A 23,865-nucleotide genomic window follows, 5' to 3' on the forward strand; every position below is an offset into this window, starting at 1 on the left:
ATACTGCTCTTTTGTTGCCTGTACCCGGCTCCCGGGTAACACTATCCTGAATAAACCATTTTCAACCATAAAATACACGATATGAAATAGAATTCTTCCCTCTTGCCAGACACCCTGTGTCTACCCTCACCTTATTACATATACTACCGCGACGTACTGCCGCGGATAATATTTTCCTTGTCCACTTTTAAACCATTTATATGTCACCTTTATCACGAAAGATAATAACGCTATTGTTATGTCTGGTGACCAGTCATTGGGCTATGGCCCAGCTGGCGCCGTTACCGGAACACTGTTCCTCCTCAAAAGCCATGCAGGACCTGTATAAAAAACATCCTGCTTCCCGGCAGGCTGCTATTAACCAGGAAGTCCAGATCAAAAAGATGATCGCCAATATGCGTATGCAAAGAGCGGCGCTGGCTGGTCCTGTTCAATATACCATTCCGGTGGTATTTCACGTCAACGATCCGGTGAATCCCTATAAGGTAACGCTGGAACAGATTCGCTCAGCCATCGATATTCTCAACCAGGATTATAATCTGCTGAATGCCGACTACTCGCAGATTGATCCGCGCTTTATCGGGCTGGCGGCCAATCTGCACATTACTTTCAGACTGGCAGATATTGATCCGCAAGGCAATCCTACTAACGGCGTTACCTATCATTACAACGACCTCGATGGCCGTTCGCCGGATGGTACCGGATCTGCGGTGAAAAACATCTCCTACTGGCCGGGTAATAAATACCTGAACATCTGGATTGTGAGTGAAGTAGAACAGAAAGGCGTGTACAATAACTCCGGATGGACTTACCTGCCGGACGACTGGGTGGCTGCCAATCACCTGGATGGTGTCGTGTATAACTGGCGTTATCTCGGCGCTCCCGGCGTGGGCGTGTCTGAAAACGGTTACCCCTATATGAAAAGGGTACTGACCCACGAAGTAGGCCACTTCCTCAATCTGCAGCACACCTTTGAAAACGGTTGTACCGCCCCTGGTGATGAGGTGGATGATACGCCGCCTACACAATCCAACTTCGGCGGCTGTAACCTCAATGCCAACTGGTGTGGCGCGGTAGCCAACGTAGAAAACTACATGGATTATTCCTCCTGCGCTAAAATGTTTACCGCCGGTCAGCGTGACCGTATGCTGGCAGCCCTTACCGGCAACGTGGCACAACGCAGTAACCTGTGGTCTGCCGCCAACCTGGCTGCTACCTTATTACCGGATACAGTAAAAAGAATGGTCGCCAATTTCACGCTCTTTAATGAAAGTGATGTGAATAATGGCGCTGTAACGGGAACGGATACACTGAAAATGCTGGGCGGCGCACAATTCGCGGTGAGCAGCGGTACCCTGACCGCCGGTACACACTTCACCGTGCAAAACGTTCCCGCCGGCCTGACAGCGCAGATCCAGGTGATCAACAACAAGACCGCCGTACTCACTTTTACCGGTCAGGCTACACAACACGCTGCCTCTAATAACAACGACAGCGTAAAAATCACCTTCCTGAACGCAGCCATACAAGGTGGCGCCGGCTCTCTGTACCGTGCTTATCTTGTTTTCGGCATTCATTTCATCGATCCCTACAAAATTGTGTATACCGATATCCCCGATGTGACGATCAACAGTACCAACAACTGGAAATATCTCTCCTTCGGCGCCGGTGATGCAGAATACGGGGGATGGTTCGATAGCAACAAGCTGCGTTTTGAAACCTATTCGAAAGCAGTTGTCTGCGAAGGTACTACCCGCAACATTACCCCACTGGCGGTTAACACCACTATCGGCGATACCTCCAATTTTGTGCCGGGTGGGGCTTATCCTAACGAGCATGATATTTACAGTGCCACCTATACCAAATGGGCAGGTAAAACAGCTTACATCGGACTGAAATTCACCATGGGCGGTAAACCCCGCTACGGCTGGATGCGTATTACCGTATCCGCCGACGGTAGTAACTATACCATCAAGGACTATGCATGGAACCAGGCGCCTAATGGCAGCATTAAAACAGGCGATGCCGGTAAAGCCACGCTTTCCTGGTCCAGGACGGATTTCCGTGAATCGCTGCCCAACGACGGCGCTATAACGGACACGGCTGAACTGGGAATACTGGGTACTACTTTCGCTGTCAATTCCGGTAACTTCACGGCTAATACCCATTATACGGTAAGTAATGTACCGGCGGGTATGAGCGTGCAACTGAAGGCGCTCAACAGCACTACGGCACGGTTGTCCTTTACGGGTAAGGCTACCAACCATGCGGCGGCCAACAGCACCAGCATTACCCTCACTTTCCTGCCGGCGGCATTCAGTAATGCGCAAACACCGGACAGCAGCCAGAAACAGCTGGGTATCAGTTTCCGTGATCCATACCAGATCAAATACGTGGATGTGAACGATACCACCTATACCGTTACGGCTGCCAATAACTGGTACTATTTCCGGGTAGATAATATCAATGAAGCTGAATACGGTCTGTGGTCCGATAGTGGAAAACTGCGCCTGGAAACCTATCAGAAACCGATGATTACGGTAGGCACTACCAAAAACATTGCGTTGCTGGCGGCTAACACGGTGATAAGCGATACCTCCAACTTCGTGGCAGGCGGCGCTTACCCGGATGAACATAACCTGAACACCGCTTCCTATACTGCCTGGAAAGGGAAGACCGGCTACGCAGGATTCTCTTTCAGCACCGGCGGAGAAAACTTCTATGGCTGGTTCCGCTTTAAAGTGAATGCTAACGGTACCAGCTATACGCTGATGGACTACGCCTACAATACCATGCCGGGTGGCAACATCAAAGCGGGGCAGATGTCTTCCACTACGCCGCCAACTGATTCGGGCGTGCATGTACAGGATTATTGCAGTGCCAGCACTGCGTTGAATTACAACTCCATCACCCGGGTACGTTTTGCAAACCTGGATAACAGTTCGCTGTGGGACGGCTACAAGGATTTCACGGCGCAAACAGCCAATGTGGTAGCCGGACAGTCCTATCAACTGCAGATTAACCTGGGTGTGGAATACTGGCCCGACATTTCCGTGGCGGTATGGATTGACTGGAATGGTGATAAACAACTGAATGATACCACAGAAAAAGTATATGTACAAAGAGGCAGTGGTCCGTTTACGGCAACAGTCGCCGTGCCGGCCAATGCGAAAACCGGCGCTACCCTGATGCGGGTGAGAATGGGCTATGGCAGTAATGTAAAACCTTGCGGTCTGGATACCTACCAGGGAGAAGTGGAAGACTATACCGTGAAAGTAAGCGGTGGTGCTTCCCCGATGATGATGACGAAAATGGGTGTGGATAAACCGGCGCTGACGGCTACCAGTCCTTTCAATGACCGCATACAGGTATACTGCCAGTCCACCTATGAAGGTATGGCTACCCTCCGTTTATACGGTCTGGATGGTCATATCCTGAAAGAACAAAAAGTACAGCTGATGAAAGGCATGAACAATTTGCAGTTGAACAGTCTTTCCACGCTGCCATCCGGTATTTATCTGATTGATATTACCCATGGTATGCAACGCATGAGCGTGAAAGTGGTGAAGTAGTTCCTGACTGGCCAACCAATAACAAGGCGTCTCACCTACCGGTGGGGCGCCTTTTTTTAGGATGCCGTTTCGAGGTGTTCGATGCAGTTGAAGAGCGGGCATTCCCATTTACCATCCAAAAATTCCAGGTGGGTGATGGAGGTGTTTTTCATGGGCGGCGGCGGTGGCATATGTGGCAGCAGGTGCGCCAGCATTTGCCGGATAAAGCTGCCGTGGGTAACGAGTACGATCTGTTTGCCCGGTTCTGCGGCAAGGAGTTCTTCCAGGAAAGACATGCCTCGTGCCAGTACAGCGGCGTTGGGTTCCATGCCGAGGTCCTGTTGTTTCCAGTCGGGCCCCCATTTTTCCAGTCGTTCTGCTTCTGTGGTGCCTTCTATAAGGCCGCCGCCGGCTTCGCCGATGCGGGCATCCTGCCAGATGCTGTCGATGCCCAGTTGTTCCGCTACGATAGCGGCTGTCTGCCGGGCGCGGATCAGGTGGCTGGAGCAAACAATGTCCCACGTTTCGCCGGCCAGACGTAATCCCAGTTTGCGGGCTTGTTCCAGCCCTTCCTCATCGAGGGGAATATCAGAATGTCCTTGCAGGCGGCCTGCCTGGTTCCAGGAGGTGCTACCATGACGAATAATTGCGATACGGGTGACCATAAATTTGTCTGCTCTTTTTTTCGGGTGACAAAGATAAACAACAACGGGCGTAAATTCAGCCTTTTATGAGCGGGAAAGTGCAGGGATATTCCATATTTTTGTCATATGGAAGCAATGATTATACCTGCAGAGAATAGTCCGAAGCCAGCCAATACGGAAACCCCGGCGGAAGAGCCGGTTACGATTATACACGATGGTTCGGGAGGTGCTTTTGAAGGAACGGAAACAGTATCGGAAGAGCAGGAGGAAGGACCGGAGCGTGAGAAGCCCCGGCCATATTGATGTTAATCGTGTTCGCTATGGAAGATAGTCGACAGCAGGTTGTTATGTACCGGTAACCAGCCCAGGCTACGTGCCGCCACCGCGGATACAATACTGTTGGACCCCAGTCCGAATTGCGCGCCCTCCATGCCCCAGCGGTGTATGGCCTCTTCTATGGTGATAGAGGCTGTTTTTCCGCCAAAACCCAATGATTTGCTGATAGCGCCGGCAATTTCCTTCAGGGAATGGATACCGTTTTCCGCATAGTAGAAGCTGCCGGAAGGCGCCTGCTCCAGTGCCAGCAGGTAGAGATTAGCCAGGTCTTCAATGTGTACATTGGACCAGCGGTTTTCGCCTTCCCCGATGTATACGCCGTGACCCAGTTCCCTGGCGGCTTCCGTTAACAGGGGCACCTGTACGGAGTCTTTTTTGATACCTAAGCCGTTACCATAGATCATGGTAGGGCATATCACGATATAATGACCTCCACCAGCCAGCACGGCCCTGTCTATCGCTACCCGGGCGGCCTTCTCCAGTCGCGGGTTTTTAGGGATGAAGGTAAACGCTTCTGTCGCCGCATAACCTCCACGGGCTTTATCACCTGCAATACTTGAACCGGAAGTATGAATGAATTTTTTGCCGCTACCCGCCAACGCTTCGAGGATGGTGGCTACTACATAAGGATTGTCTGCCGAAGCAGTGTTGATCACCGCATCTGCGGCGGCGGCTTCTGCTGCGATGATGGCTTCGTCGTTCAGCGTGCCGGCAACGGGTTGAATACCCAGCGCTTTGAGCGCCGGAAAATCTTTTTCATTTCTTGCCAATCCTCTGACATCATAGCCCGCCTGTAAAAGCCGGACTGCTACGGAGCCGCCAATATAACCGGTGACACCCGTCATGAATACTGTTTTCATCTGTAGTTATTTTTTTAGATGGATGACCAATAGGGTAGAAGCGAGTGTCCAAACAGAATTTTCCTGGCTATGTTTTTGTGCGGGATTAAATCCTTACTTTTATTTTAACCAAAAAGAATGCTGTTATGTTATCCTTGGAAAAAATCAGTGAGTTACTCGGTAAAGATAGCGATATCCTTTTACAACACGAAAGCAAGACCATCTCCAAAGAGCTGCTGCACCTGCCCGGACCGGATACCATAGAACGTATTTATCAGCCTTCCAGCCGTAACCCGCAGGTATTGCGGAGCCTGGGACAGTTGTATCATTCCGGCCGTTTGGGAGGAACCGGTTATATGTCCATCCTGCCGGTAGATCAGGGCGTGGAACACAGCGCCGGCGCTTCTTTTGCAAAGAATCCCGCTTATTTTGATCCGGAAAATATTGTGAAACTGGCCATAGAAGGCGGCTGTAATGCGGTGGCTTCGACTTTTGGCGTGCTGGCGGCCGTATCCCGTAAGTATGCGCATCGTATACCCTTCATCGTTAAAATCAATCATAACGAACTGCTTACCTATCCCAATAAAGCAGACCAGGTCATGTACGGCACCGTGCAGGAAGCCTGGAACCTGGGCGCAGCCGCAGTGGGCGCTACCATTTACTTCGGTTCCGATAACGCCGACAGGCAGCTGGTAGAGGTATCACAGGCTTTTGAACTGGCGCATGAACTGGGCATGGCCACCATTCTGTGGTGTTATCTCCGCAATGATGCTTTCAAAAAAGACGTGGATTATCATCTGTCGGCAGACCTGACAGGACAAGCCAATCATTTAGGGGTGACTATCCAGGCAGATATCATCAAACAAAAATTACCGGAGGTAAATGGAGGTTACAAAGCATTAAATACCGGCGCCTCTTCCTATGGTAAACTGGATGAACGTATCTATACAGAATTGACTTCCAATAACCCGATTGATCTTTGCCGTTACCAGGTGGCGAACTGTTACATGGGCCGCATGGGACTGATCAACTCCGGTGGCGCTTCACAGGGAGATGCTGATCTCGCGGATGCTGTCCGCACGGCTGTTATCAATAAAAGAGCCGGCGGCATGGGACTGATATCCGGCCGTAAGGCTTTCCAGCGGCCAATGAAAGATGGCGCTGCGTTATTAAATGCCATCCAGGATGTATACCTGAACCAGGAAGTGACCATTGCGTGACGATAAAGCATTTACGCTGCCACCGCACCCGCGGATGCATCTTAAATAGAAAAGGCTGACGCAGGTCAGCCTTTTCTATTCGTTATAATCATTCGTTATAATCATTCGTTATAATCATTCGTTATAATCATTCGTTATAATCATTCGTTATAATCATCCGCTAATCAGCGAAATCAGCAAAAATCATGGCTATCTGACTTGCCCGCTTCCATACACAAACCATTTCTCCGTCACCAGTTTCTCCAGTGCAAAGGGCCCGCGGGCATGTAGTTTTTGTGTGGAGATACCTATTTCTGCTCCGAGACCGAATACCCCTCCATCGGTGAAGCGCGTAGAGGCGTTCACGTATACGGCGGCAGCGTCTACGGTGTTCAGGAATGCTTCGCTGATGATAGGATCGCGGGAGATGATGGCTTCGGAGTGCCGGGACGAATGCGCCTGGATATGCGTCAATGCAGCAGCGGTGTCGGGCACTACTTTGATAGAGCATTGGAGCGACAGGAATTCGCGGCCAAAATCTTCCGGCTGGGCCTTGTGCAGGTGCGGGTATTGTTGTGCTTCCAGCAGGGCGTAGGCGGTATCATCTGCGTATATCCCTACCTGGTAGGCGGCCAGTTGTGGCGCCAGCAGGGCAATGAAGCCGGCGGCCACGGGTTCATCTACCAATACGGTGTCCAGTGCATTACACACGGAGGGTCGTGATACTTTGGCGTTGGTAACGATAGCGGCGGCCTGTTCCAGGTTGGCGGAGCGTTCCACATAGGTGTGACATACGCCGGCGCCGGTTTCTATGACCGGTACGCGGGAGTGTTCGCGTACGAAGTCGATCAGCTGCTGGGAGCCGCGCGGGATGATGATATCGATATATTGGGAGGCGGTCAGCATGTCGGTGACCAGCGCACGATCGGTGGGGAGTAACTGCACGGCGCTTTCATCTGTTTCGAAAGCCCGCAGGGTGTCCTTTATCAGGGATACGAGGATAGTGTTGGTATGGATGGCATCGGAGCCGCCACGGAGCACGCATACGTTGCCCGAGCGGATGCAGAGGGCGGCCACGTCTACGGTCACGTTAGGGCGTGATTCATAGATAACGCCTACAACGCCCAGGGGAACGGTTTTTTTCTGCACCAGCAGCCCGTTTTCGAGGTGGTTTTCCAGCAGCAGCTGGTTAGCCGGGTCAGGGAGACGGGCGATGTCCAGCAGGCTGGCGGCGAGACTGCGGATACGTTGGGCATTGAGCAGGAGACGGTCCTTTTTGGGATCATCGTCCGGCATGCGGTCCAGGTCTTTTTGGTTTTCCGCTATGATAGCGGGGATATTTTCGTTGAGGGTACGCGACAACTGTTGCAGGAGCGCCTGTTTCTGCGCATCGGGCAGTGTACGGATAGATGCCGTGGCCTGCCGGGCCTTCTCTAAAAGGGGTTGGATCGTCATGATACATTATATTTAGAGCAGCACGATATCATCGGCATGTGCTACTTCTGTGTTCTGTGCTTTGTGATTTGTTTCCAGTATATCGGAAGATAATTTAGCCCTGCCTACGGCAATGACTATATCCTCTTCATTGATGATTTCTATCACTTCGCCGCATTCAAATTTCTCCAGGACAGCTTTCACGCCTACGGCGAGCAGGCTGTGACGCTTTTCCAGCGCTTGTTGGGCGCCGGCATCGATTTGTATCCTGCCGGTCACCAGGCTGCCGCTGGCCAGCCACTTGCGGCGGGCGGGCATGCTGCAGGGCTGTGGTAAACAAAGGGTGCCCGTTTTGCCGGCGATAGCGTTGAGGATACCGTCGGTAGTGCGGATACCGAAGATCACTACCCGGATACCCATGCGGGTGGCCAGCCTGGCGAAGGTGAGTTTGGATACCATACCACCCAGTCCCAGGGCTGATTTCTCTTTGTCGGCCAGTCCCAGGGCTGTTTTGTCGATCACATCTATCTGTGGTACTACCTTCCCTTCCCTGTCCAGTACACCGGCTACGCTGGTGCTGAACAGCAGCAGGGAGGCGCCGAAGCCGACTGCTATCAGCGTAGCGAGTTCGTCGTTGTCGGAGAACTTCAGCTCCAGGCTGCTCACCACATCGTTTTCATTGGCGATGGGGATGATATTGCTGGCCCACAGCTCTTCGTAGGTACGTTTCAGTTGAAGGAACTGGTCGCGGTTGGAGAAATGCTGCCGCTCACAAAGACTTTGCGCCACTGCAATATTATAAGGCGCAAAGTAGCGGCTGTATTTACTCAGCAGCAGCGGATTGCCGATAGCGGCTGCCGCTTTACGTTCGCTGATGGTACCGCTGTATTGTTGCAGGTATTGTTTACCTGCGGCCACAGCGCCGGAAGATACCAGTACAATATGATACTGTCCGTGCAGTTCGGCCACCTGCCGTGCAATGCCGGCAATGACCGTCTCATCGAGATCGCCGTTTCCATGCGTAATGGACGCTGTACCGAATTTTATGACTAATATGGGTTTGCTCACAGCCTTTCGTTTTAAAAGCTAAAAATAATATCTGATCGCGGAAATTCTAAATAGAAAATGAGCCGGCCACCATCTTCGCTAAAAAATGTGGATAGCTGGATAAATAGTGGTTAATTATACACCACGCGATATTGGTATTTTTCTACCTTTGGCTATCCTAAAAACTAATTACATTTTATGTTAATGCACCGGTTTTCCCGCTTGGCTTTGCTGCTGATATGCCCGCTCGTGTCCATGGCTCAATCAAAAACTACCCTTCCTCAACAATTTGAAAGCATTGCCAAAGCGTCTAAAGGGACGGTCGGCGTATCAGCATTGATATTGGAAACCGGCGAAACGGCAGGGCTCAATGCTGAGGCGCGTTTCCCGATGCAGAGCGTATATAAGTTCCCCATCGCTATGGCGGTGCTGCAACAGATTGATAAAGGTAAGTTCAGGCTGGACCAGCCGGTGCGGGTATTACCTTCCGACTATATTCCTAAACCAGGTCATAGCCCGTTGCGCGATGAACATCCGGGTGGCAATGTAGATGTTTCCATCGCGGAATTACTGCGGTACAACGTGGCGGAGAGTGATGGTTCGGCCTGCGATGTGCTGCTGCGCATCATCGGCGGCACAGCGGTGGCCGACAAATACGTACATTCCCTCGGTATCAAAAATATGCGTATCGCGCTCACAGAGCAGGTACAGGTGCCCAATGAACCGATGCAGTACCAGAACTGGTCCACCCCGGCAGCGATGACCGCCCTGTATAAAAAGTTTTACACCGGGCACGTACTGTCCGACAGCAGTTACAACTTCCTGTTGGACCTGCTGGTCAATTCCGGTCCGGGCGCCAGGCGGCTGAAAGCGCAGCTGCCCAAAGGAACCGTGGTAGCGCATAAAACGGGTACCTCCGGTACTGTGGATGGCCTCACCCGCGCTACTAACGATGCAGGCATCATCACTTTGCCTAATGGCCGGCACCTGATCATCACCGTCTTCATAAAAGATTCCTATGCCGACCAGGAAACCCGCGAACGGACCATTGCCAATATCGCGAAAGCCGCATGGGACCATTTTGTGCCATAAAGAAAAAATGGATAGCTTTGGCTTTTAGGCATCATGAAGATATTAGTCATAGAAGATGAAGAACGCGTGGGAACACTGATCCGGCGCGGACTGGAAGAGCAGGGCTATACCGTAACACTGGCATGGGACGGGGAAGCCGGCCTGAAGCTCGCGATGGGCGGTGGGTTCGATCTCGTTATCACAGATATTGTACTGCCGCGCATCAATGGCCTTGAACTGAGCCGCGCGGTGCGGGCTGCTCTTCCGGCTATTCCCATCCTCATGCTCACTGCCCTGGGCACCACCGATGACAAGGTAGAAGGTTTTGATGCCGGGGCAGACGACTACCTCGTGAAACCTTTTGATTTGCGGGAGCTGCTGGTGCGTATCCGTGCCCTGCTGAAACGCAACCATGGCCCGGTAACGTCGCAGCCCACGGTGCTGCGGTATGCTGACCTGGAAATGGACCTGCAGACAAAAAGCGTTACCCGTAATGGTCAGGATATCAACCTGACGCCCAAAGAATTCCGGCTCCTGGAATATATGCTGCAAAACAAAGAAAGGGTGCTGTCCCGTGCAGAGATCGCAGAAAAAGTATGGGAAACCCATTTCGATACCGGTACTAACTTCATTGATGTATATATCAACTATCTGCGTAAAAAAGTAGATAAAGCTTTCGAGGTAAAACTGATCCATACCAAACCTGGTATGGGATTCATTTTTAAAGCAGGCTAACCATGAAGATCCGTAACAGGCTCACCTTATTGTTCACTGGTATGATAGCAGCCCTGCTGCTGTTATTTGCCTGGGTAGTATATGCTTCCTACTCCCACGACAGGGAAGATGAATACTATAAAACCCTGCAGGAGCAAGCCGTTACGAAAGCCAATCTTTTGCTCGACGCCAAAGTGAGTCCCGAAGTATTGCAACTGATTTATAAAAATGCTGCCGGCTCCCGTTCCCAGGAAGAAGTAGCAGTATATGATACCGCGTTTAACCTGTTGTACCACGATGCGGTAAACATCGACAAAGTAAAGGAAACGAAGCAGATGATCGGGGAGATCATCCGGCACCGCGAAATCACTTTTCATGCCGGACGCTTGCAGGTAGTGGGTTTCCTCTTCCCGCATAACGGTACCGACTATGTGGTAACAGCAGCCGCGGAAGATGAATACGGTCTGAAACAGTTACAAAACCTTTTTAAAACGCTGGCCATCACTTTCCTGGTGGCGGTGGTGTTTGTGTTCCTGGCAGCGCAGTTTTTCTCGCGGCAGGCGCTGAAACCCGTGTCTGATATGGTAGATAAGGTAGAAGAAATTACCGCCACCAACCTGGACCTGCGACTGGCAGGTGCAGCGGGGAAAGATGAAATCGCTGAACTGGCACAAACCTTCAACCGTATGCTGGACCGGCTGGAGCAATCTTTTGATGCGCAGAAACAATTTGTTTCCAATATCTCGCATGAGCTGCGTACCCCGTTAACCGCTATGATGGCGGAATTGGAGATCACCGCTTCCCGGGACCGGCCTGCCGAAGAATACCGTCAGTCTATGCGCCACGCTATCGCCGATGCGCAACGGCTGGTGAAACTCTCCAATAGTTTGCTTGATCTCGCCAAAGCCAGCTACGATCCTTCCGAGATCAATTTCCGCGAAATACGGCTCGACGAAGTGCTGATGGACGCCCGCAGCGCTATTCTCCAGGCGCATCCGGAGTATAAAATCAACGTGGTATTTGAAGAAGCCGATGACGATGATATGGTGTCTGTTAACGGTAACGAATACCTGTTGAAAGTAGCGTTTATCAATCTGCTGGAAAACGGCTGTAAATTTTCTACCCCACCACAAACCACGGTCACCGTCACCTGGTTTAAAGCCCATACCATCCTGCGTTTTGCCGATGAAGGTATTGGTATGTCGAAAGATGACCTGCCGCATATTTTCACCCCTTTTTACCGGGGAGACAACCGGCCCTATGCCGAAGGCAATGGTATCGGACTGTCGCTGGCCATGAAAATTGTGCGCTTGCATAAGGGGAATATCAGCGTGGTATCTAAACCCGGCCATGGAACGGTGTTTACGGTGGAGCTGCCGCATATTTAACCCCCTCTAATAGATTTCTAATAACATTCTAAATCATCTCTAACGGCTACCTCCTGCGGTGGCACTTACCTTTGCGGCGCTTACTGTTACAGATATACGAAAAAACAGATCGTCATGAAAAGGTTTACTGCAGCTTGCGGCGTGGTATTGATTGCTGCGTCCTGTCAACATCCGGAGAAGGAAAAAGAAACGGTAACATGGGAGAGCCGGGGAGATACCGTGGAGGTACCCGCCACTGCTCCGCTGGCGGCCAAACTCAGCCTGTATACGGTGGTTGAGAAGCCTTATCAGTTACAGCTGCTGACGGCCGGTATTGTAAAGGCTATTCCCAATAACTATGCTGAAATAGCGCCGCCTTTTGCCGGCAGGGTGGTGAAATCCTATGTACGTTTAGGCGAGAGGGTGAGTGCCGGCGCGCCGTTGTTTGCCATCTCTTCGCCTGATTTTTATGCTGCTCAGAAAGCCTGGTTTCAGGCCAGTCAGCTTTGCCAGCAGGCGGTGCTGGCCCAACGCCGGCAGCAGGACCTGCACCGGCACGGTGTAGGCGCTGCCCGCGACCTGGAAGAAGCCAATACCAACCTGGCGGTGCAACGGCAGGAGCTGGAGAATGCCGCGGCGGCATTGAAAGTGTTCAACGTAAACCCGCAACACCAGATGCTCGGTGAGCCGCTGATCGTGAGAGCGCCTATAGCCGGAGAAGTGATCAGCAACAAACTGGTTACCGGTCAGTTTATTAAGGCGGATGACGGTCCTGTGGCCGTGGTGGCACAACTGGCGCAGGTGTGGATAGCCGGTCTGGTAAAAGAAAAAGACCTGCGGTTTATGCATGAAGGCGATGCAGTGAACATGCAGGTGGCGGCATTGCCGGATACCACGTTCTCCGGCACTGTGTTTCATGTAGGCCGCACCATTGATGAAACCACCCGCGCAGCGGATGTACTGATGTTATGCAACAACCCTGAACATCAATTGAAACCAGGTATGTATGCCAGCGTACACTTTAAGGATGCCCCGGAGAAAGTGCTGACAGTCCCTGCCAAAGCGGTGTTACAGGAAAATAACTACAGTTATGTATTGGCGGCCATAAAACCGGGGACCTATGTGCGTCGTAAAATCGTGACCGGTGAAACGACGGAACAGCAAGTGGTAGTGCGTAGCGGCTTACAGCCCGGCGACAAAATTATAGGCGAAGGCGCCTTCTATCTCTCAGCAGTAAAATAAGGGCTTATGAAACAACTGATCGATACAGCTATACACAAACGTTGGCTGATGGCTACGCTATTTGCCTTACTGGCCGCCGGCGGCTGGTACAGCTGGCAGCAACTGGCGGTAGAAGCCTATCCCGATATTGCCGACGTTACCTCACAGGTGGTAACACAGGTACCGGGACTGGCAGCAGAAGAAGTGGAGCAACAAATTACCATACCCCTGGAACGTGCGCTCAACGGTATGCCGGGCATGCATGTGATGCGCTCCCGTTCCACTTTCGGGCTCTCTATGATCACCCTGGTATTTGACGATGGGGTAGATGATTATTGGGCACGGCAGCGTATCAAAGAACGCCTGGGCGATGTAACGCTGCCCTATGGTGCGCAACCGGGGCTGGACCCGCTTACATCGCCTATCGGGGAAATTTACCGCTACATCATTGAAAGTGATCAGATGGACCTGCGCGCACTCACTGATCTGCAAAACTGGGTGATCATTCCCCGTATTAAACAGGTAACCGGCGTAGCCGATGTGACCAACTTCGGTGGTATCACTACGCAGTACCAGGTGGAGCTGGACCCCCAGAAGCTGGAGCAGTACCATCTGCCGCTGCATACCGTCACGGAGGCGATTAATAATAACAACAGCAACAGCGGTGGCAGCGTATTGGAACGGGGTGATCTGGGGTATGTGGTGCGTGGTATCGGTCTGCTGAAATCGCTGGATGATATCGGCAGGACTGTGATACAGTCGCCGGGCGGGGTACCGTTGTTTTTACAGGATGTCGGGCACCTGCGTTATGGTAACCTGGAACGCAAGGGCGTACTGGGGTTCACGGACCATCAGCGGCATTACAGTGAAAGCATTGAAGGTATTGTGCTGTTGCTGAAAGGACAGAACCCTTCCAAAGTACTGGAGGGCGTGCATAAAGCTGTAGATGAACTGAACAACGGCGGCCTGCCGCCTGGTGTGAAAATACATACCTTCCTCGATCGTACCGCGCTGGTGAATACCACGCTGAATACGGTATCGCATACACTTCTGGAAGGCATGGCACTGGTAGTGCTGGTGCTGATCATTTTCCTGGGTAGCTGGCGCGCCGCTTTGCTGGTGGCAGTGACGATTCCCCTGAGTTTATTGTTTGCCTTTATCCTGATGCATTTTACGCATATACCGGCCAACCTGTTGTCATTAGGGGCGGTGGATTTTGGTATTATCGTGGATGGAGCCATTGTGATGATAGAAACCATGTTGCGGCAACGGGAAGATCATCCCATGGAGATGCTGGAGGAGCGCAGTTTTGCGCAGAAGGCCCGTTCCGTGGCGCGTCCTGTATTTTTTGCAACACTGATTATTATCACGGCTTATCTTCCTTTGTTTGCTTTTGAACGGGTAGAGAAAAAACTCTTCACCCCGATGGCTTTTACCGTGGGCTATGCGTTGTTGGGTGCGCTGGCGGTGGCGCTGTTGTTGATTCCCGGCATGGCGTATATGCTTTACCGTAAGCCACAAAAATTATATCACAATCGCTGGCTGGAAAAACTCACCGACGGTTATCAGCAACGGATGCAGCGGGTGATGGAACGTCCCCGGCAGATATGGGCGCCGTTAGCGCTGATATTGGCAGCAGCTGTCGGACTGACCGTCATGGTGGGCAAGGATTTCCTGCCACCGCTGGATGAAGGTTCCATTTGGTTGCAGGTGCAGCTGCCGCCGGGCGTATCGCTGGCCAAAGCCCGCGAAATGGCGGATACGCTGCGGCAGCGGACTATGCAGCATCCGGAGGTGACGTATATGATGACGCAGACCGGCCGGAACGATGATGGTACCGATCCTTTCACACCCTCACATTACGAGTGTTCTATTGGTTTGCTGCCTTATAAGGAATGGCCTTCCGGCAAAACGAAGCAGGACCTGATCAGGGAGTTGTCCGCTGATTACGCCGCTATGCCCGGTTATACCGTGGGGTTTAGTCAACCGATGATTGACGGTGTAATGGACAAAATCGCCGGCGCGCATAGTGAGCTGGTCGTGAAAGTATACGGAAAGGATTTCGCGGAAACACGGCGTACAGCCGAGTCCGTGATGGCCACGCTGGCAACGGTACCCGGAGCTGCCGATCTGGCCATAGACCAGGAACCACCATTGCCTCAGCTGCAAATACAGGCCGACAGGGCCGCCATTGCCCGCTATGGTCTCAATATCGGCGATGTGGCGGAGCTGGTGGAAGTAGCGGTGGGTGGTAAAGCAGTCGCCCAGGTATTTACCGGCGACAGGGTTTACGATATTAGCTGCCGTTACCAGGAGGAGGCGCGTAACACGCCGGAAAAAATCGGCAACCTGATGCTCACTAATGGCGACGGTGTGAAGATACCATTGTCGCAGGTAGCGAAAGTGCAGTTAGCCACCGGGGAGAGTACCATCACCCGCGAAATGGGCCGTCGCCATCTGACGGTACGGTTAAACCTCCGGGGTACTGACCTGACAACCTTCCTGCGCACTGCGCAGCAGCGTATTGATCAGCAGGTGAAATACAACAAAGACAATATTACCATAGCCTGGGGCGGACAGTTTGAGAACCGGAACCGCGCCTACAGCCGCCTGGCCATTATTGTACCGGTAGCGCTGGGATTGATGTTCATTTGGCTGTATGCCGCTTTCGGTATAGCGCGGCAAGCGGCGTTGATATTATCCGTTGTACCGTTGGCGTTATTCGGTGGTATGCTGGCGCTGAATATACGGGGCATGACATTGAATGTGTCGTCTGCCGTAGGTTTCATCGCTTTGTTTGGGGTGGCTATTCAGAATGGCGTATTGATGGTATCGCAGATGAACTTGTTGCGCCAGGAGATCCCTTCCCTGAAAGATGCGGTGATACAGGCTGCCCGGGACCGTTTCCGCCCCGTGTTGATGACCGCCACTGTGGCCATGTTGGGCCTGTTGCCAGCATCGTTGGCTACCGGTATCGGCTCTGATGTACAACGGCCGTTGGCTACCGTGATTGTATACGGACTCTTATGCTCTACGCTCATCACGCTGTTTGCCTTGCCGGCATTGTATTACCTGACAGAGAGAAAAACAAAATGATTTTTATGAAGAAAAGATGGCTCTTGTTTGCAGGCCTGTTCTATAGTGGCCTGGTGGCTGCACAGGAAAAACAACTGGACTTTTCCACTTACCTCGCCGGTGTGCGATCTCATAACCTGGGTTATGCTGCGGAAAAATTCAACATGGACGTAGCCGCTGCCAATGTATTAACGGCAAAGGTATTTCCTGATCCTGAAATCAGTGCCGGCGTGTTTGATAATGGTCAGCGCCGGATGCAGCAGGGTTACGGCTTTAGCAGCGGTATTGGCTATACGCTGGAGCTGGGTGGTAAAAGACGCGCCCGTATCGGCGTCGCCAAAAGTGAAGCCGAAGTAACGCGCTATCTGCTGGAAGATTATTTCCGCAACCTGCGTGCCGATGCTACCCTGGCATTTTTGAGCGCAATGCAACAGCAACGCCTGTACGATATTAAAATGGAAGCCTATCAGTATATGCAGCAGTTGGCGCAGGCGGATAGTATCCGGTTTAAGGCCGGATTAATACCCGAAGCCGATGCGCGGCAGTCGCTCATAGAAGCGGATATGTTGCTGAACGAAGCCTATGGCATTGCGGCTGAGGTGAAAACCGCGCTGGTACAGCTGCATCAATTCATGGGCGCTTACCGGGGTGATACGCTGGTGCAGCCGGTAGGGGATGTGAGCCGTTTTAAACGCAGTTTTTCCCTGCCGGAGCTGGTAGCCCGGGCGCAGGACGAGAGGGCTGATCTGCTGGCAGCCTTACGGCAGAAAGATGTGTCGGTGAAAACATTGCAGCTGGCTAAAGCCGCCAGGATGATAGATCTGGGGTTGAACCTGGGTGTTAACAACGCTGCGGTGGTAACGAACGTGGTGGCGCCTACGCCTTCGATGAATACATTATCTGCCGGTATCAGTTTACCGCTGAAATTTTCCAACCGCAACAAGGGCGATCTGATGGCGGCCAATGCCGGTGTAAAACAACAGGAAGTGACATTTCGGCAAACGCTGGTGCAGGTGCAAACGGAAGTCACCACTGCCTGGTTTGGTTACCTGGGTGCAGGGCGACAGTTACAGCAGTTCGACGGAGGCCTGCTGGATGAAGCCAAACGGGTGCTGGAAGGCCGCCGCTACAGCTACCAGCGGGGAGAAACCTCCCTGCTGGAGGTACTGAATGCGCAGCGTACCTATAACGAAGTGCAACAAACCTATTATGAAACCATCTATCGACATGCATCGGCCCTGGTGGAACTGGAAAGGGCTGCCGCCGTGTGGGATATTCAATTCTGATTGTATGAAAATAACAGGATGTATTTTTTTATTGCTTTTGGTGATGACGAGTGTGGCCGCACAGGAGTCGCTGGGTTTTTCCTTACAGGTAAAAGCCGGCTGGCAACGGCCACGGATATACGGCGCGGAGAAAGACAGCATGTCCGGTTATGCCAAAACCGGATGGATACTTGGGTTGAGTGCATTATCTCCCATTGGCAAATCCCTGGTGTTAAAACATGATGCGTGGCTGGCTATGCAGAAAGGAGAGACCCGGTTGGACCTGTTTCCTGTGAGCGCTGCTTACCGGAAATACGATATGGAAATATTTGCCGGTCCGTATATGGGTATTTTATTACGGGCTGATAATTATGGTAATGGCAGTATGGAAAATGGATATGCTACTAAAAATGATCTTGGGTATACTATCGGTGCCGGCTATACGTTTCGCAAACGCCTTAATGCCGAAATACGGTACGTACAGGGATGGTCTCCGTTGGCGGAAAATGCTGGCACGAAAGCGCAGTTAAAAGCGTACCGGCAATATCTGTCGTTTACGCTGGGATATGTATTATTTTGATATTTTATTATTTAGTTATTTGGTTATTGAGAGCATCCATGTCTTCATCAATAACTAAATAACTAAATAATAAAATTCCTAAATAGACAGTTTTTTGTATTCGCTTTCGATATCGGTGATATCAATATTCATCACTTTTTTGCCGTCGAAGAAGAATACTTCCCAGGTATATTTTTCATCGTCGAGATTGATGACGGTAGTGCCGCCATCCTGGTGTTTAAACGTGATTTTCCCGCCTGCTGCGGTGATTGTTTTTAATGTTTTGTCTTGCAGGAAAGCGTGGCAGTCTTCGATACAGGTTTCGTTATCATCTGCGAGTGCATAATATGCTTCTTCTCCGTTTTCCTGTTTAAGTTTTTCCAGTTTGTTACTATCCGGTGCATAAAAAACGGCGCAGGGTTCCGAAATCACGCCGATGGCGGCGTGTATAGGTGGTGCGGCGTCCGTACTTTCCGTTGTGGCGGGTTGTTGGTGGCAGGCAACCAGCGCCAGCAGGGCGATGGTCAACAGGCTACAGCTTTTTATCCGATACATAGGCGGTATTTGTTTGGCATACAGGTTTGCGTTGTCTACGGGACAGCGCAAACCTTAAAGGTAAACAAAAAAAGCCAGTTTACGTGGTAGCGGGGCAACAGAAGCTAGGGTAGTCGATGAGGCCTTTGGCGCCGCCTTCGTAGAAAGTAGTCTTATCCGCCGGCGCAAAAGGCTGCCGTTGCGCAATGCGGGCTACCAGGTCGGGGTTGGAGATAAATGGTCTGCCGAAGGCGATTAAATCGGCATTGAACTGCTGTAATGCATCCTGGGCGGTACAGCTGTTGTAGCCGCCGGCGAGGATCAGCCATTGATGGAACTGCTGGCGCAGCAGGGAGATAAATGCCGGTGGAATAGGAGGAAAACCGTTGCTCGACTGATCGGAAAGGTGAACGTAGCGGATCTTTAGCTGGTTGAGTTTTGCGGCCAGGTAAAGATGGGTGGCCGCTTCTTCTTCGTAGGCGGAAAGACCGTTCAGGGAGGCGAAAGGAGAGAGACGTATGCCCACCCTGTCGGCGCCGGCGATGGCCACCATGCCTTCCAGGATACGCAGCGGCAGGTGGCAGCGGTTTTCGATACTGCCACCATATTCGTCTGTACGTTGATTAGCGGCAGGATGCATAAACTGTTCCATCAGGTAGCCGTGGGCGGCGTGGAGCTCTACACCGTCGAAGCCTGCTGCGAGCGCGTTGCGGGTAGCTTGCAGATGCAGTTCATACATTTCTTCCACCGCAGCGGCGGACAGGGCTTCGGGCACCGGAAGGGGATGCGTGCCTGCCGGAGTGGAGATGGTACCCTTTGCTGCAATAGCAGAAGGCGCCACAGGAGCGCCGCCGCCGGGGATGTTCAACGAATGGCCGATACGGCCGGAATGCACCAGTTGTACAAATATTTTTCCGCCTTGCGCATGCACCGCATCGGTGACTTTTTTCCAGCCGGCTATTTGTGCAGCGCTATAGATGCCGGGCAAACGGGATATGCCCATACCATCGCGGCTAACCACGGTGCTTTCAGCGATAATGAGGCCGGCGCTGGCACGTTGTGCGTAGTAACGGGCCAACAGCTCGCTGGGCACGCCTTCATCTTCCACTCTTCTTCTGCTCATGGGGGCCATCACAATCCTGTTGGTCAACGACAGGGAGGAGGTGGCAATTGGTTCCAGTAGTTTCATAATTTTTACTTTGCTATTGCAAAAGTAGACCGGCGCTCAAAGGGCAGGCAGGTACAATCCCGGGAATCTGTTGTAATTTTGGAGGCTATGGGAGAAAGAAACCTGCATATGCCTTTCGAGTTGTTCGAGGCAGATATGAGCGAGTGGCAATCACGCCCGCTGATATATTATTTTTTTGAGATCATACATGTTTGGGAAGGCTCCGGTACCCGTGTGGTGAATCAGAACCGTTTTCCCTATGCGCCCGGCAGCGTGCTGTTGTTTACCCCGCGTGACTGCAGAGGTTTTGAAGTAGAGACGCCTACGCGTTTTACCTCGGTACGTTTTTCGGGCCAGTTCCTGGAAAAGGCGCATGCTACGGAAGAGCGCCATCGTATCTGTCAGTGGTTGAAACAACTGGAGTATATCTTCTTTCAGCATAACCGGCATGAACCTATCCTGGTAAAACATACGGATGATTGTAAGATGATTACTGCGCTGATCCGCAACATGGTGCAGGAGTACAAACAGCGGCCGCCGTATTATGAAACCAATCTGCAGCATTATGTAGCATTGTTGCTGAATATCATCGCCCGTAATGTATCGGAAGAAATGGATTTTGCGGGACAGACGGGCGAGGAGCCATTGATCAGCCGGATGATCGGTTATATCCGTCAACATATATATTTCCCTGACCAGCTGAAGCTGGAAGTGCTGGCGGCGAAGTTTAACCTGTCGGTAAATTATATCGGTGAGTTTTTTAAAAAACAAACCGGGGAAAGCATCCAGCAGTTTATTATTAACTATAAGCTGAAGCTGGTGCAGTTACGGGTAGAAAACAGCGGGCTGACCATCGGGGAAATCGCTGATGAACTGGGGTTTACCGATGAAAGTCACCTGAGCCGGTTATTCCGGAAATATTATGGGGTAAGCCCGGCGATGTACCGGCGGAACAAACTGGCCGAAAAGGCGGGCACAACCGCATAATTATCTTCCGAAAAAAAATCATCGAAAAATTTCAATGTTTCAAAAAAAGCATTTACTTTTGTGTCATGGATGTGGGAATTATAGAAAAAGCAGCAAATGCCATAGCCGATAAACACAGATTATCAATAATTATGGAAATCGCCCAAAAAGGAAGTATTGTTTGTGGTGATGTTTGTTGTCTTTGTTCCTTGTCTCAGCCTACTGTTTCGCATCACGTGAAGATCCTGGTGGATAGTGGTGTGTTGAATTCCGTGAAGAATGGACGTATTGTGGAATTGACCATTAATAAAGAGATGATGAAACAGTTATCGTTGTTCTTTTTACAGTTAAGCTGATCTGTCAGCTTTTTTTATCCGGCAATATATTGATACTTTTAAATAAATAGATACCTGGATAAAGGGATAGAGACGGGCATCTCTATTTTTTTACTCAGAAACATTGATACTTTTAAATAAATCAATCGTAAGAATCAACAGCATGGACCAGCTTAGGAATAAAACGGCTATTATCACTGGTGGTAATAGTGGGATTGGATATGCAACAGCAGCGGAATTTTTGGCGAAAGGAGCAAGGGTATTGATAACCGGTCGGAATCCGGGTGCGGTGCAACGGGCCGTACACGCACTCGGTTTTCCGGCAGAGGGGTTAACAGCAGACCAATCTAAGCTGGAGGACTCAAAGAAACTGGCAGAGTATGCGCGTAGTCGTTATGGCAAAGTAGACATCCTGTTTATCAATGCCGGTATCGCTAAGTTTGCTCCTTTTGAGGGAGTAACGACAGAGATGTTTGATGAGATCATCGACATTAATTTCAAAGGGGCCTTTTTTACTGCGCAACAGTTACTCCCTTTGTTAAATGATGGCGGCAGTATTGTCTTTTTATCGGCCATTAACGCCTACGCCGGCATGCCGGGCACCACGGTGCTGGCGGCGAGTAAAGCGGCGCTCAACGCTACGGCCAGAACACTGGCCAGGGAACTGGCGCCGCGCAATATCAGGGTCAATGTGATCAATGCGGGACCTATTGATACGCCCCTGATCGAAAAAATTGGTGTCAGTCATGAAGAGGCTGGCGCTATCAGAAAGAAAATGACAGCCAGTGTTCCGCTGGGAAGATTGGGAGAGGCAACAGAAGTGGCTAGTCTGGTGTCCTTCCTCGTATCTGATGAAGCAAGGTTTATTACCGGCGGAGAATATACCATAGATGGTGGCCTGATGGTTCACCCGGGAATCAATTAGTTATTTAGCTATTTGGTTATTTAGGACAGCTGTTTATACGCAGGGAGCCTTAAATAACCAAATAACCAAATAACAAAATGTTTCGATTTACAGTTGATAAGTTACAAGGTTGCCATTGAATGTATAATTCCCAAATATTTGCTTGCCGGGCGTAGGTGGTTGCCACCTGCGTCCGGCAGCTTTTTTTAATTCATTTTGCGAATCAGTTTACCAATCGTTTTTAACCCCTCATCTACCTGTTTACTCCAGGGATTACCATAACTGATACGCAGACAGTTGTTGTACCGGTTCTGCAAGGAAAAAATACGGCCGGGACAGAAGCTGATCTTATGTTTGAGGCTTTGCTGGAATAATTCAAACGTATTGATATGTTCATCCAGTTCTACCCATAATACACAGCCGCCCTGCGGGCGGGATACCCGCGCACTTTCCGGAAAATATTCACAGAGGGCCTGTGCATACCGCAGACTTTGGGTATGCAGCATCTTGCGCAGGTTACGCAGGTGAAACTCGTACCGTCCTATTTCGAGGAAATGTCCGGCAGCCGCATGGGTGAGCGAAGTACAGGAAATAGCATGGTGGTGTTTCATGCGCAATACCTTGTCCTTATATTTGCCGGGCATGGTCCAGCCCACGCGGTAGCCCGGCGCCACGGACTTTGACAGCGAATTACACAACAGTACGTTGCCCTGTGTATCGAACGTTTTGCAGTTGGCAGGCCGTTGTTTACCAAAATAAAGATCCCCGTAGATATCATCTTCAATCAGTGCGATATCATATTTCTCTATGATTTTAACCAGTTCCTGTTTGTTTTTATCAGGTATGCAGCAGCCCAGCGGATTGTTGAAGTTGGTCACAAACAGGCAGGCTTTGATTTTATGTTTGGGAATGGCTTTGTCGAGATAGTCGAGGTCCACGCCGGTAATCGGATTGGTGGGCACTTCCAGTACTTTGAGGCCAAGGCCTTCCGCCAACTGCAACGCGCCGTAGTAAGCCGGGCTTTCCAGCGCGATAGTGTCGCCGGGCTGTGTAGTAGCCGTCAGGCAAAGCGTGAGCGCGTCCATGCAGCCGTGGGTGGTCACTACATCATCGGCAGTATGCACACCCCATCCGAGCGACAGCCGCGCGATCTGGGTACGGAGCAGTTCATTGCCCTGCAGGGGTTCATATCCGATACCGCCTGCCTGTAGGTCGCGCATGGTATGTACCACGGCTTTGGCCATCTTGGCAGAAGGCAGTACGCTCACCGGCAGCGTGGCTACAGAGAACTTCAGGATGTTATCGTTGGACATGTGGTTGAACACCTCCATCACCATATCACTGACCGACACTTCGGCGGCGGGTTTTCGTACAGGCGCGCAGGTGCCCGGCATAGCTGCCATGCGGCGGGTGTTGCGGCAGATATAGTAGCCCGATTTAGGCCTGGATTCTATCAATCCTTTTCCTTCCAGGTGATAATAGGCCTGAAAGGCCGTCGTCAGGCTGATGCCCTGCTGTTTGCTTAGCATGCGTACAGAGGGCAGTTTTTCGCCCATTTTCATGACGTCTTTTTCTATCATCTGTTCAATTTTATCTGCAACCTGCAGATACAGATGGTCGGCAGTCTTAATCATAA

At 51.3% G+C, this 23,865-nt stretch carries 20 protein-coding genes; 13 read left to right on the top strand and 7 right to left on the bottom strand.

Annotated elements, in window-relative coordinates:
• Nucleotides 1-200: 200 nt before the first annotated feature.
• The gene (locus ICL07_RS27140; protein WP_188091215.1) at nt 201-3,572 is read left to right on the top strand and encodes a M43 family zinc metalloprotease; all 3,372 of its coding nucleotides are present in this window, start codon (nt 201-203) and stop codon (nt 3,570-3,572) included.
• A 56-nt stretch (nt 3,573-3,628) separates the two neighbouring features.
• On the opposite strand, the gene ICL07_RS27145 is transcribed toward ICL07_RS27140, so the two are convergent.
• Nucleotides 3,629-4,216, bottom strand: a complete 588-nt coding sequence (locus ICL07_RS27145) for a histidine phosphatase family protein (protein WP_188091216.1) — start codon at nt 4,214-4,216, stop codon at nt 3,629-3,631.
• Between the two features lie 105 nt (nt 4,217-4,321).
• On the opposite strand from ICL07_RS27145, the gene ICL07_RS27150 reads away from it, so the two are divergent.
• Nucleotides 4,322-4,498, top strand: coding sequence for a hypothetical protein (locus tag ICL07_RS27150; RefSeq protein WP_188091217.1), 177 nt, complete (start codon nt 4,322-4,324; stop codon nt 4,496-4,498).
• Between the two features lie 2 nt (nt 4,499-4,500).
• Here ICL07_RS27150 and ICL07_RS27155 read toward each other — a convergent pair whose 3' ends face one another.
• Nucleotides 4,501-5,391 carry an NAD-dependent epimerase/dehydratase family protein gene (locus ICL07_RS27155; RefSeq protein WP_188091218.1) on the bottom strand — a complete coding sequence of 297 codons (891 nt, stop codon included), beginning with the start codon at nt 5,389-5,391 and terminating at the stop codon, nt 4,501-4,503.
• A 125-nt stretch (nt 5,392-5,516) separates the two neighbouring features.
• Between ICL07_RS27155 and ICL07_RS27160 the strand changes: the two genes are divergently transcribed.
• Nucleotides 5,517-6,590 carry a class I fructose-bisphosphate aldolase gene (locus ICL07_RS27160; RefSeq protein ID WP_188091219.1) on the top strand — a complete coding sequence of 358 codons (1,074 nt, stop codon included), beginning with the start codon at nt 5,517-5,519 and terminating at the stop codon, nt 6,588-6,590.
• A 189-nt stretch (nt 6,591-6,779) separates the two neighbouring features.
• On the opposite strand, the gene ICL07_RS27165 is transcribed toward ICL07_RS27160, so the two are convergent.
• On the bottom strand, nt 6,780-8,024 hold the full coding sequence (locus ICL07_RS27165; protein WP_223152121.1) for a glutamate-5-semialdehyde dehydrogenase: 1,245 nt from the start codon (nt 8,022-8,024) through the stop codon (nt 6,780-6,782).
• Nucleotides 8,025-8,036: 12 nt separating this feature from the next.
• Nucleotides 8,037-9,071, bottom strand: a complete 1,035-nt coding sequence (gene proB / locus ICL07_RS27170; RefSeq protein ID WP_188091220.1) for a glutamate 5-kinase — start codon at nt 9,069-9,071, stop codon at nt 8,037-8,039.
• Between the two features lie 177 nt (nt 9,072-9,248).
• Between proB and bla the strand changes: the two genes are divergently transcribed.
• The 7 genes from bla (at nt 9,249) to ICL07_RS27205 (ending at nt 18,343) form a co-directional block, all read left to right on the top strand.
• On the top strand, nt 9,249-10,142 hold the full coding sequence (gene bla / locus ICL07_RS27175; RefSeq protein WP_223152122.1) for a class A beta-lactamase: 894 nt from the start codon (nt 9,249-9,251) through the stop codon (nt 10,140-10,142).
• Between the two features lie 33 nt (nt 10,143-10,175).
• Complete coding sequence (locus tag ICL07_RS27180) at nt 10,176-10,856, top strand: response regulator transcription factor (RefSeq protein ID WP_188091221.1); 681 nt, start codon at nt 10,176-10,178, stop codon at nt 10,854-10,856.
• 2 nt (nt 10,857-10,858) lie between these two features.
• The gene (locus ICL07_RS27185; RefSeq protein WP_188091222.1) at nt 10,859-12,223 is read left to right on the top strand and encodes a HAMP domain-containing sensor histidine kinase; all 1,365 of its coding nucleotides are present in this window, start codon (nt 10,859-10,861) and stop codon (nt 12,221-12,223) included.
• Nucleotides 12,224-12,337: 114 nt separating this feature from the next.
• Nucleotides 12,338-13,444, top strand: coding sequence for an efflux RND transporter periplasmic adaptor subunit (locus ICL07_RS27190; RefSeq protein WP_188091223.1), 1,107 nt, complete (start codon nt 12,338-12,340; stop codon nt 13,442-13,444).
• A gap of 6 nt (nt 13,445-13,450) precedes the next feature.
• On the top strand, nt 13,451-16,519 hold the full coding sequence (locus ICL07_RS27195; protein WP_188091224.1) for an efflux RND transporter permease subunit: 3,069 nt from the start codon (nt 13,451-13,453) through the stop codon (nt 16,517-16,519).
• Between the two features lie 5 nt (nt 16,520-16,524).
• On the top strand, nt 16,525-17,784 hold the full coding sequence (locus ICL07_RS27200) for a TolC family protein (protein ID WP_188091225.1): 1,260 nt from the start codon (nt 16,525-16,527) through the stop codon (nt 17,782-17,784).
• 4 nt (nt 17,785-17,788) lie between these two features.
• Nucleotides 17,789-18,343, top strand: coding sequence for an outer membrane beta-barrel protein (locus ICL07_RS27205; protein WP_188091226.1), 555 nt, complete (start codon nt 17,789-17,791; stop codon nt 18,341-18,343).
• Nucleotides 18,344-18,421: 78 nt separating this feature from the next.
• On the opposite strand, the gene ICL07_RS27210 is transcribed toward ICL07_RS27205, so the two are convergent.
• The gene (locus ICL07_RS27210) at nt 18,422-18,877 is read right to left on the bottom strand and encodes a hypothetical protein (protein ID WP_188091227.1); all 456 of its coding nucleotides are present in this window, start codon (nt 18,875-18,877) and stop codon (nt 18,422-18,424) included.
• Nucleotides 18,878-18,956: 79 nt separating this feature from the next.
• Nucleotides 18,957-20,045: an alkene reductase gene (locus ICL07_RS27215; RefSeq protein ID WP_188091228.1), complete on the bottom strand. Its 1,089-nt coding sequence runs from the start codon at nt 20,043-20,045 to the stop codon at nt 18,957-18,959.
• 87 nt (nt 20,046-20,132) lie between these two features.
• Here ICL07_RS27215 and ICL07_RS27220 point away from each other — a divergent pair, with 87 nt between their 5' ends.
• The 3 genes from ICL07_RS27220 (at nt 20,133) to ICL07_RS27230 (ending at nt 22,250) form a co-directional block, all read left to right on the top strand.
• On the top strand, nt 20,133-21,011 hold the full coding sequence (locus tag ICL07_RS27220) for a helix-turn-helix domain-containing protein (RefSeq protein ID WP_188091229.1): 879 nt from the start codon (nt 20,133-20,135) through the stop codon (nt 21,009-21,011).
• Between the two features lie 65 nt (nt 21,012-21,076).
• Nucleotides 21,077-21,346, top strand: coding sequence for an ArsR/SmtB family transcription factor (locus tag ICL07_RS27225; protein ID WP_078668053.1), 270 nt, complete (start codon nt 21,077-21,079; stop codon nt 21,344-21,346).
• A gap of 142 nt (nt 21,347-21,488) precedes the next feature.
• The gene (locus ICL07_RS27230; protein ID WP_188091230.1) at nt 21,489-22,250 is read left to right on the top strand and encodes a glucose 1-dehydrogenase; all 762 of its coding nucleotides are present in this window, start codon (nt 21,489-21,491) and stop codon (nt 22,248-22,250) included.
• Between the two features lie 185 nt (nt 22,251-22,435).
• Here ICL07_RS27230 and ICL07_RS27235 read toward each other — a convergent pair whose 3' ends face one another.
• Complete coding sequence (locus tag ICL07_RS27235; protein ID WP_188091231.1) at nt 22,436-23,863, bottom strand: aminotransferase-like domain-containing protein; 1,428 nt, start codon at nt 23,861-23,863, stop codon at nt 22,436-22,438.
• Nucleotides 23,864-23,865 lie beyond the last annotated feature (2 nt).

The sequence above is a fragment of the Chitinophaga qingshengii genome, assembly GCF_014529935.1.
Classification (GTDB): domain Bacteria; phylum Bacteroidota; class Bacteroidia; order Chitinophagales; family Chitinophagaceae; genus Chitinophaga; species Chitinophaga qingshengii.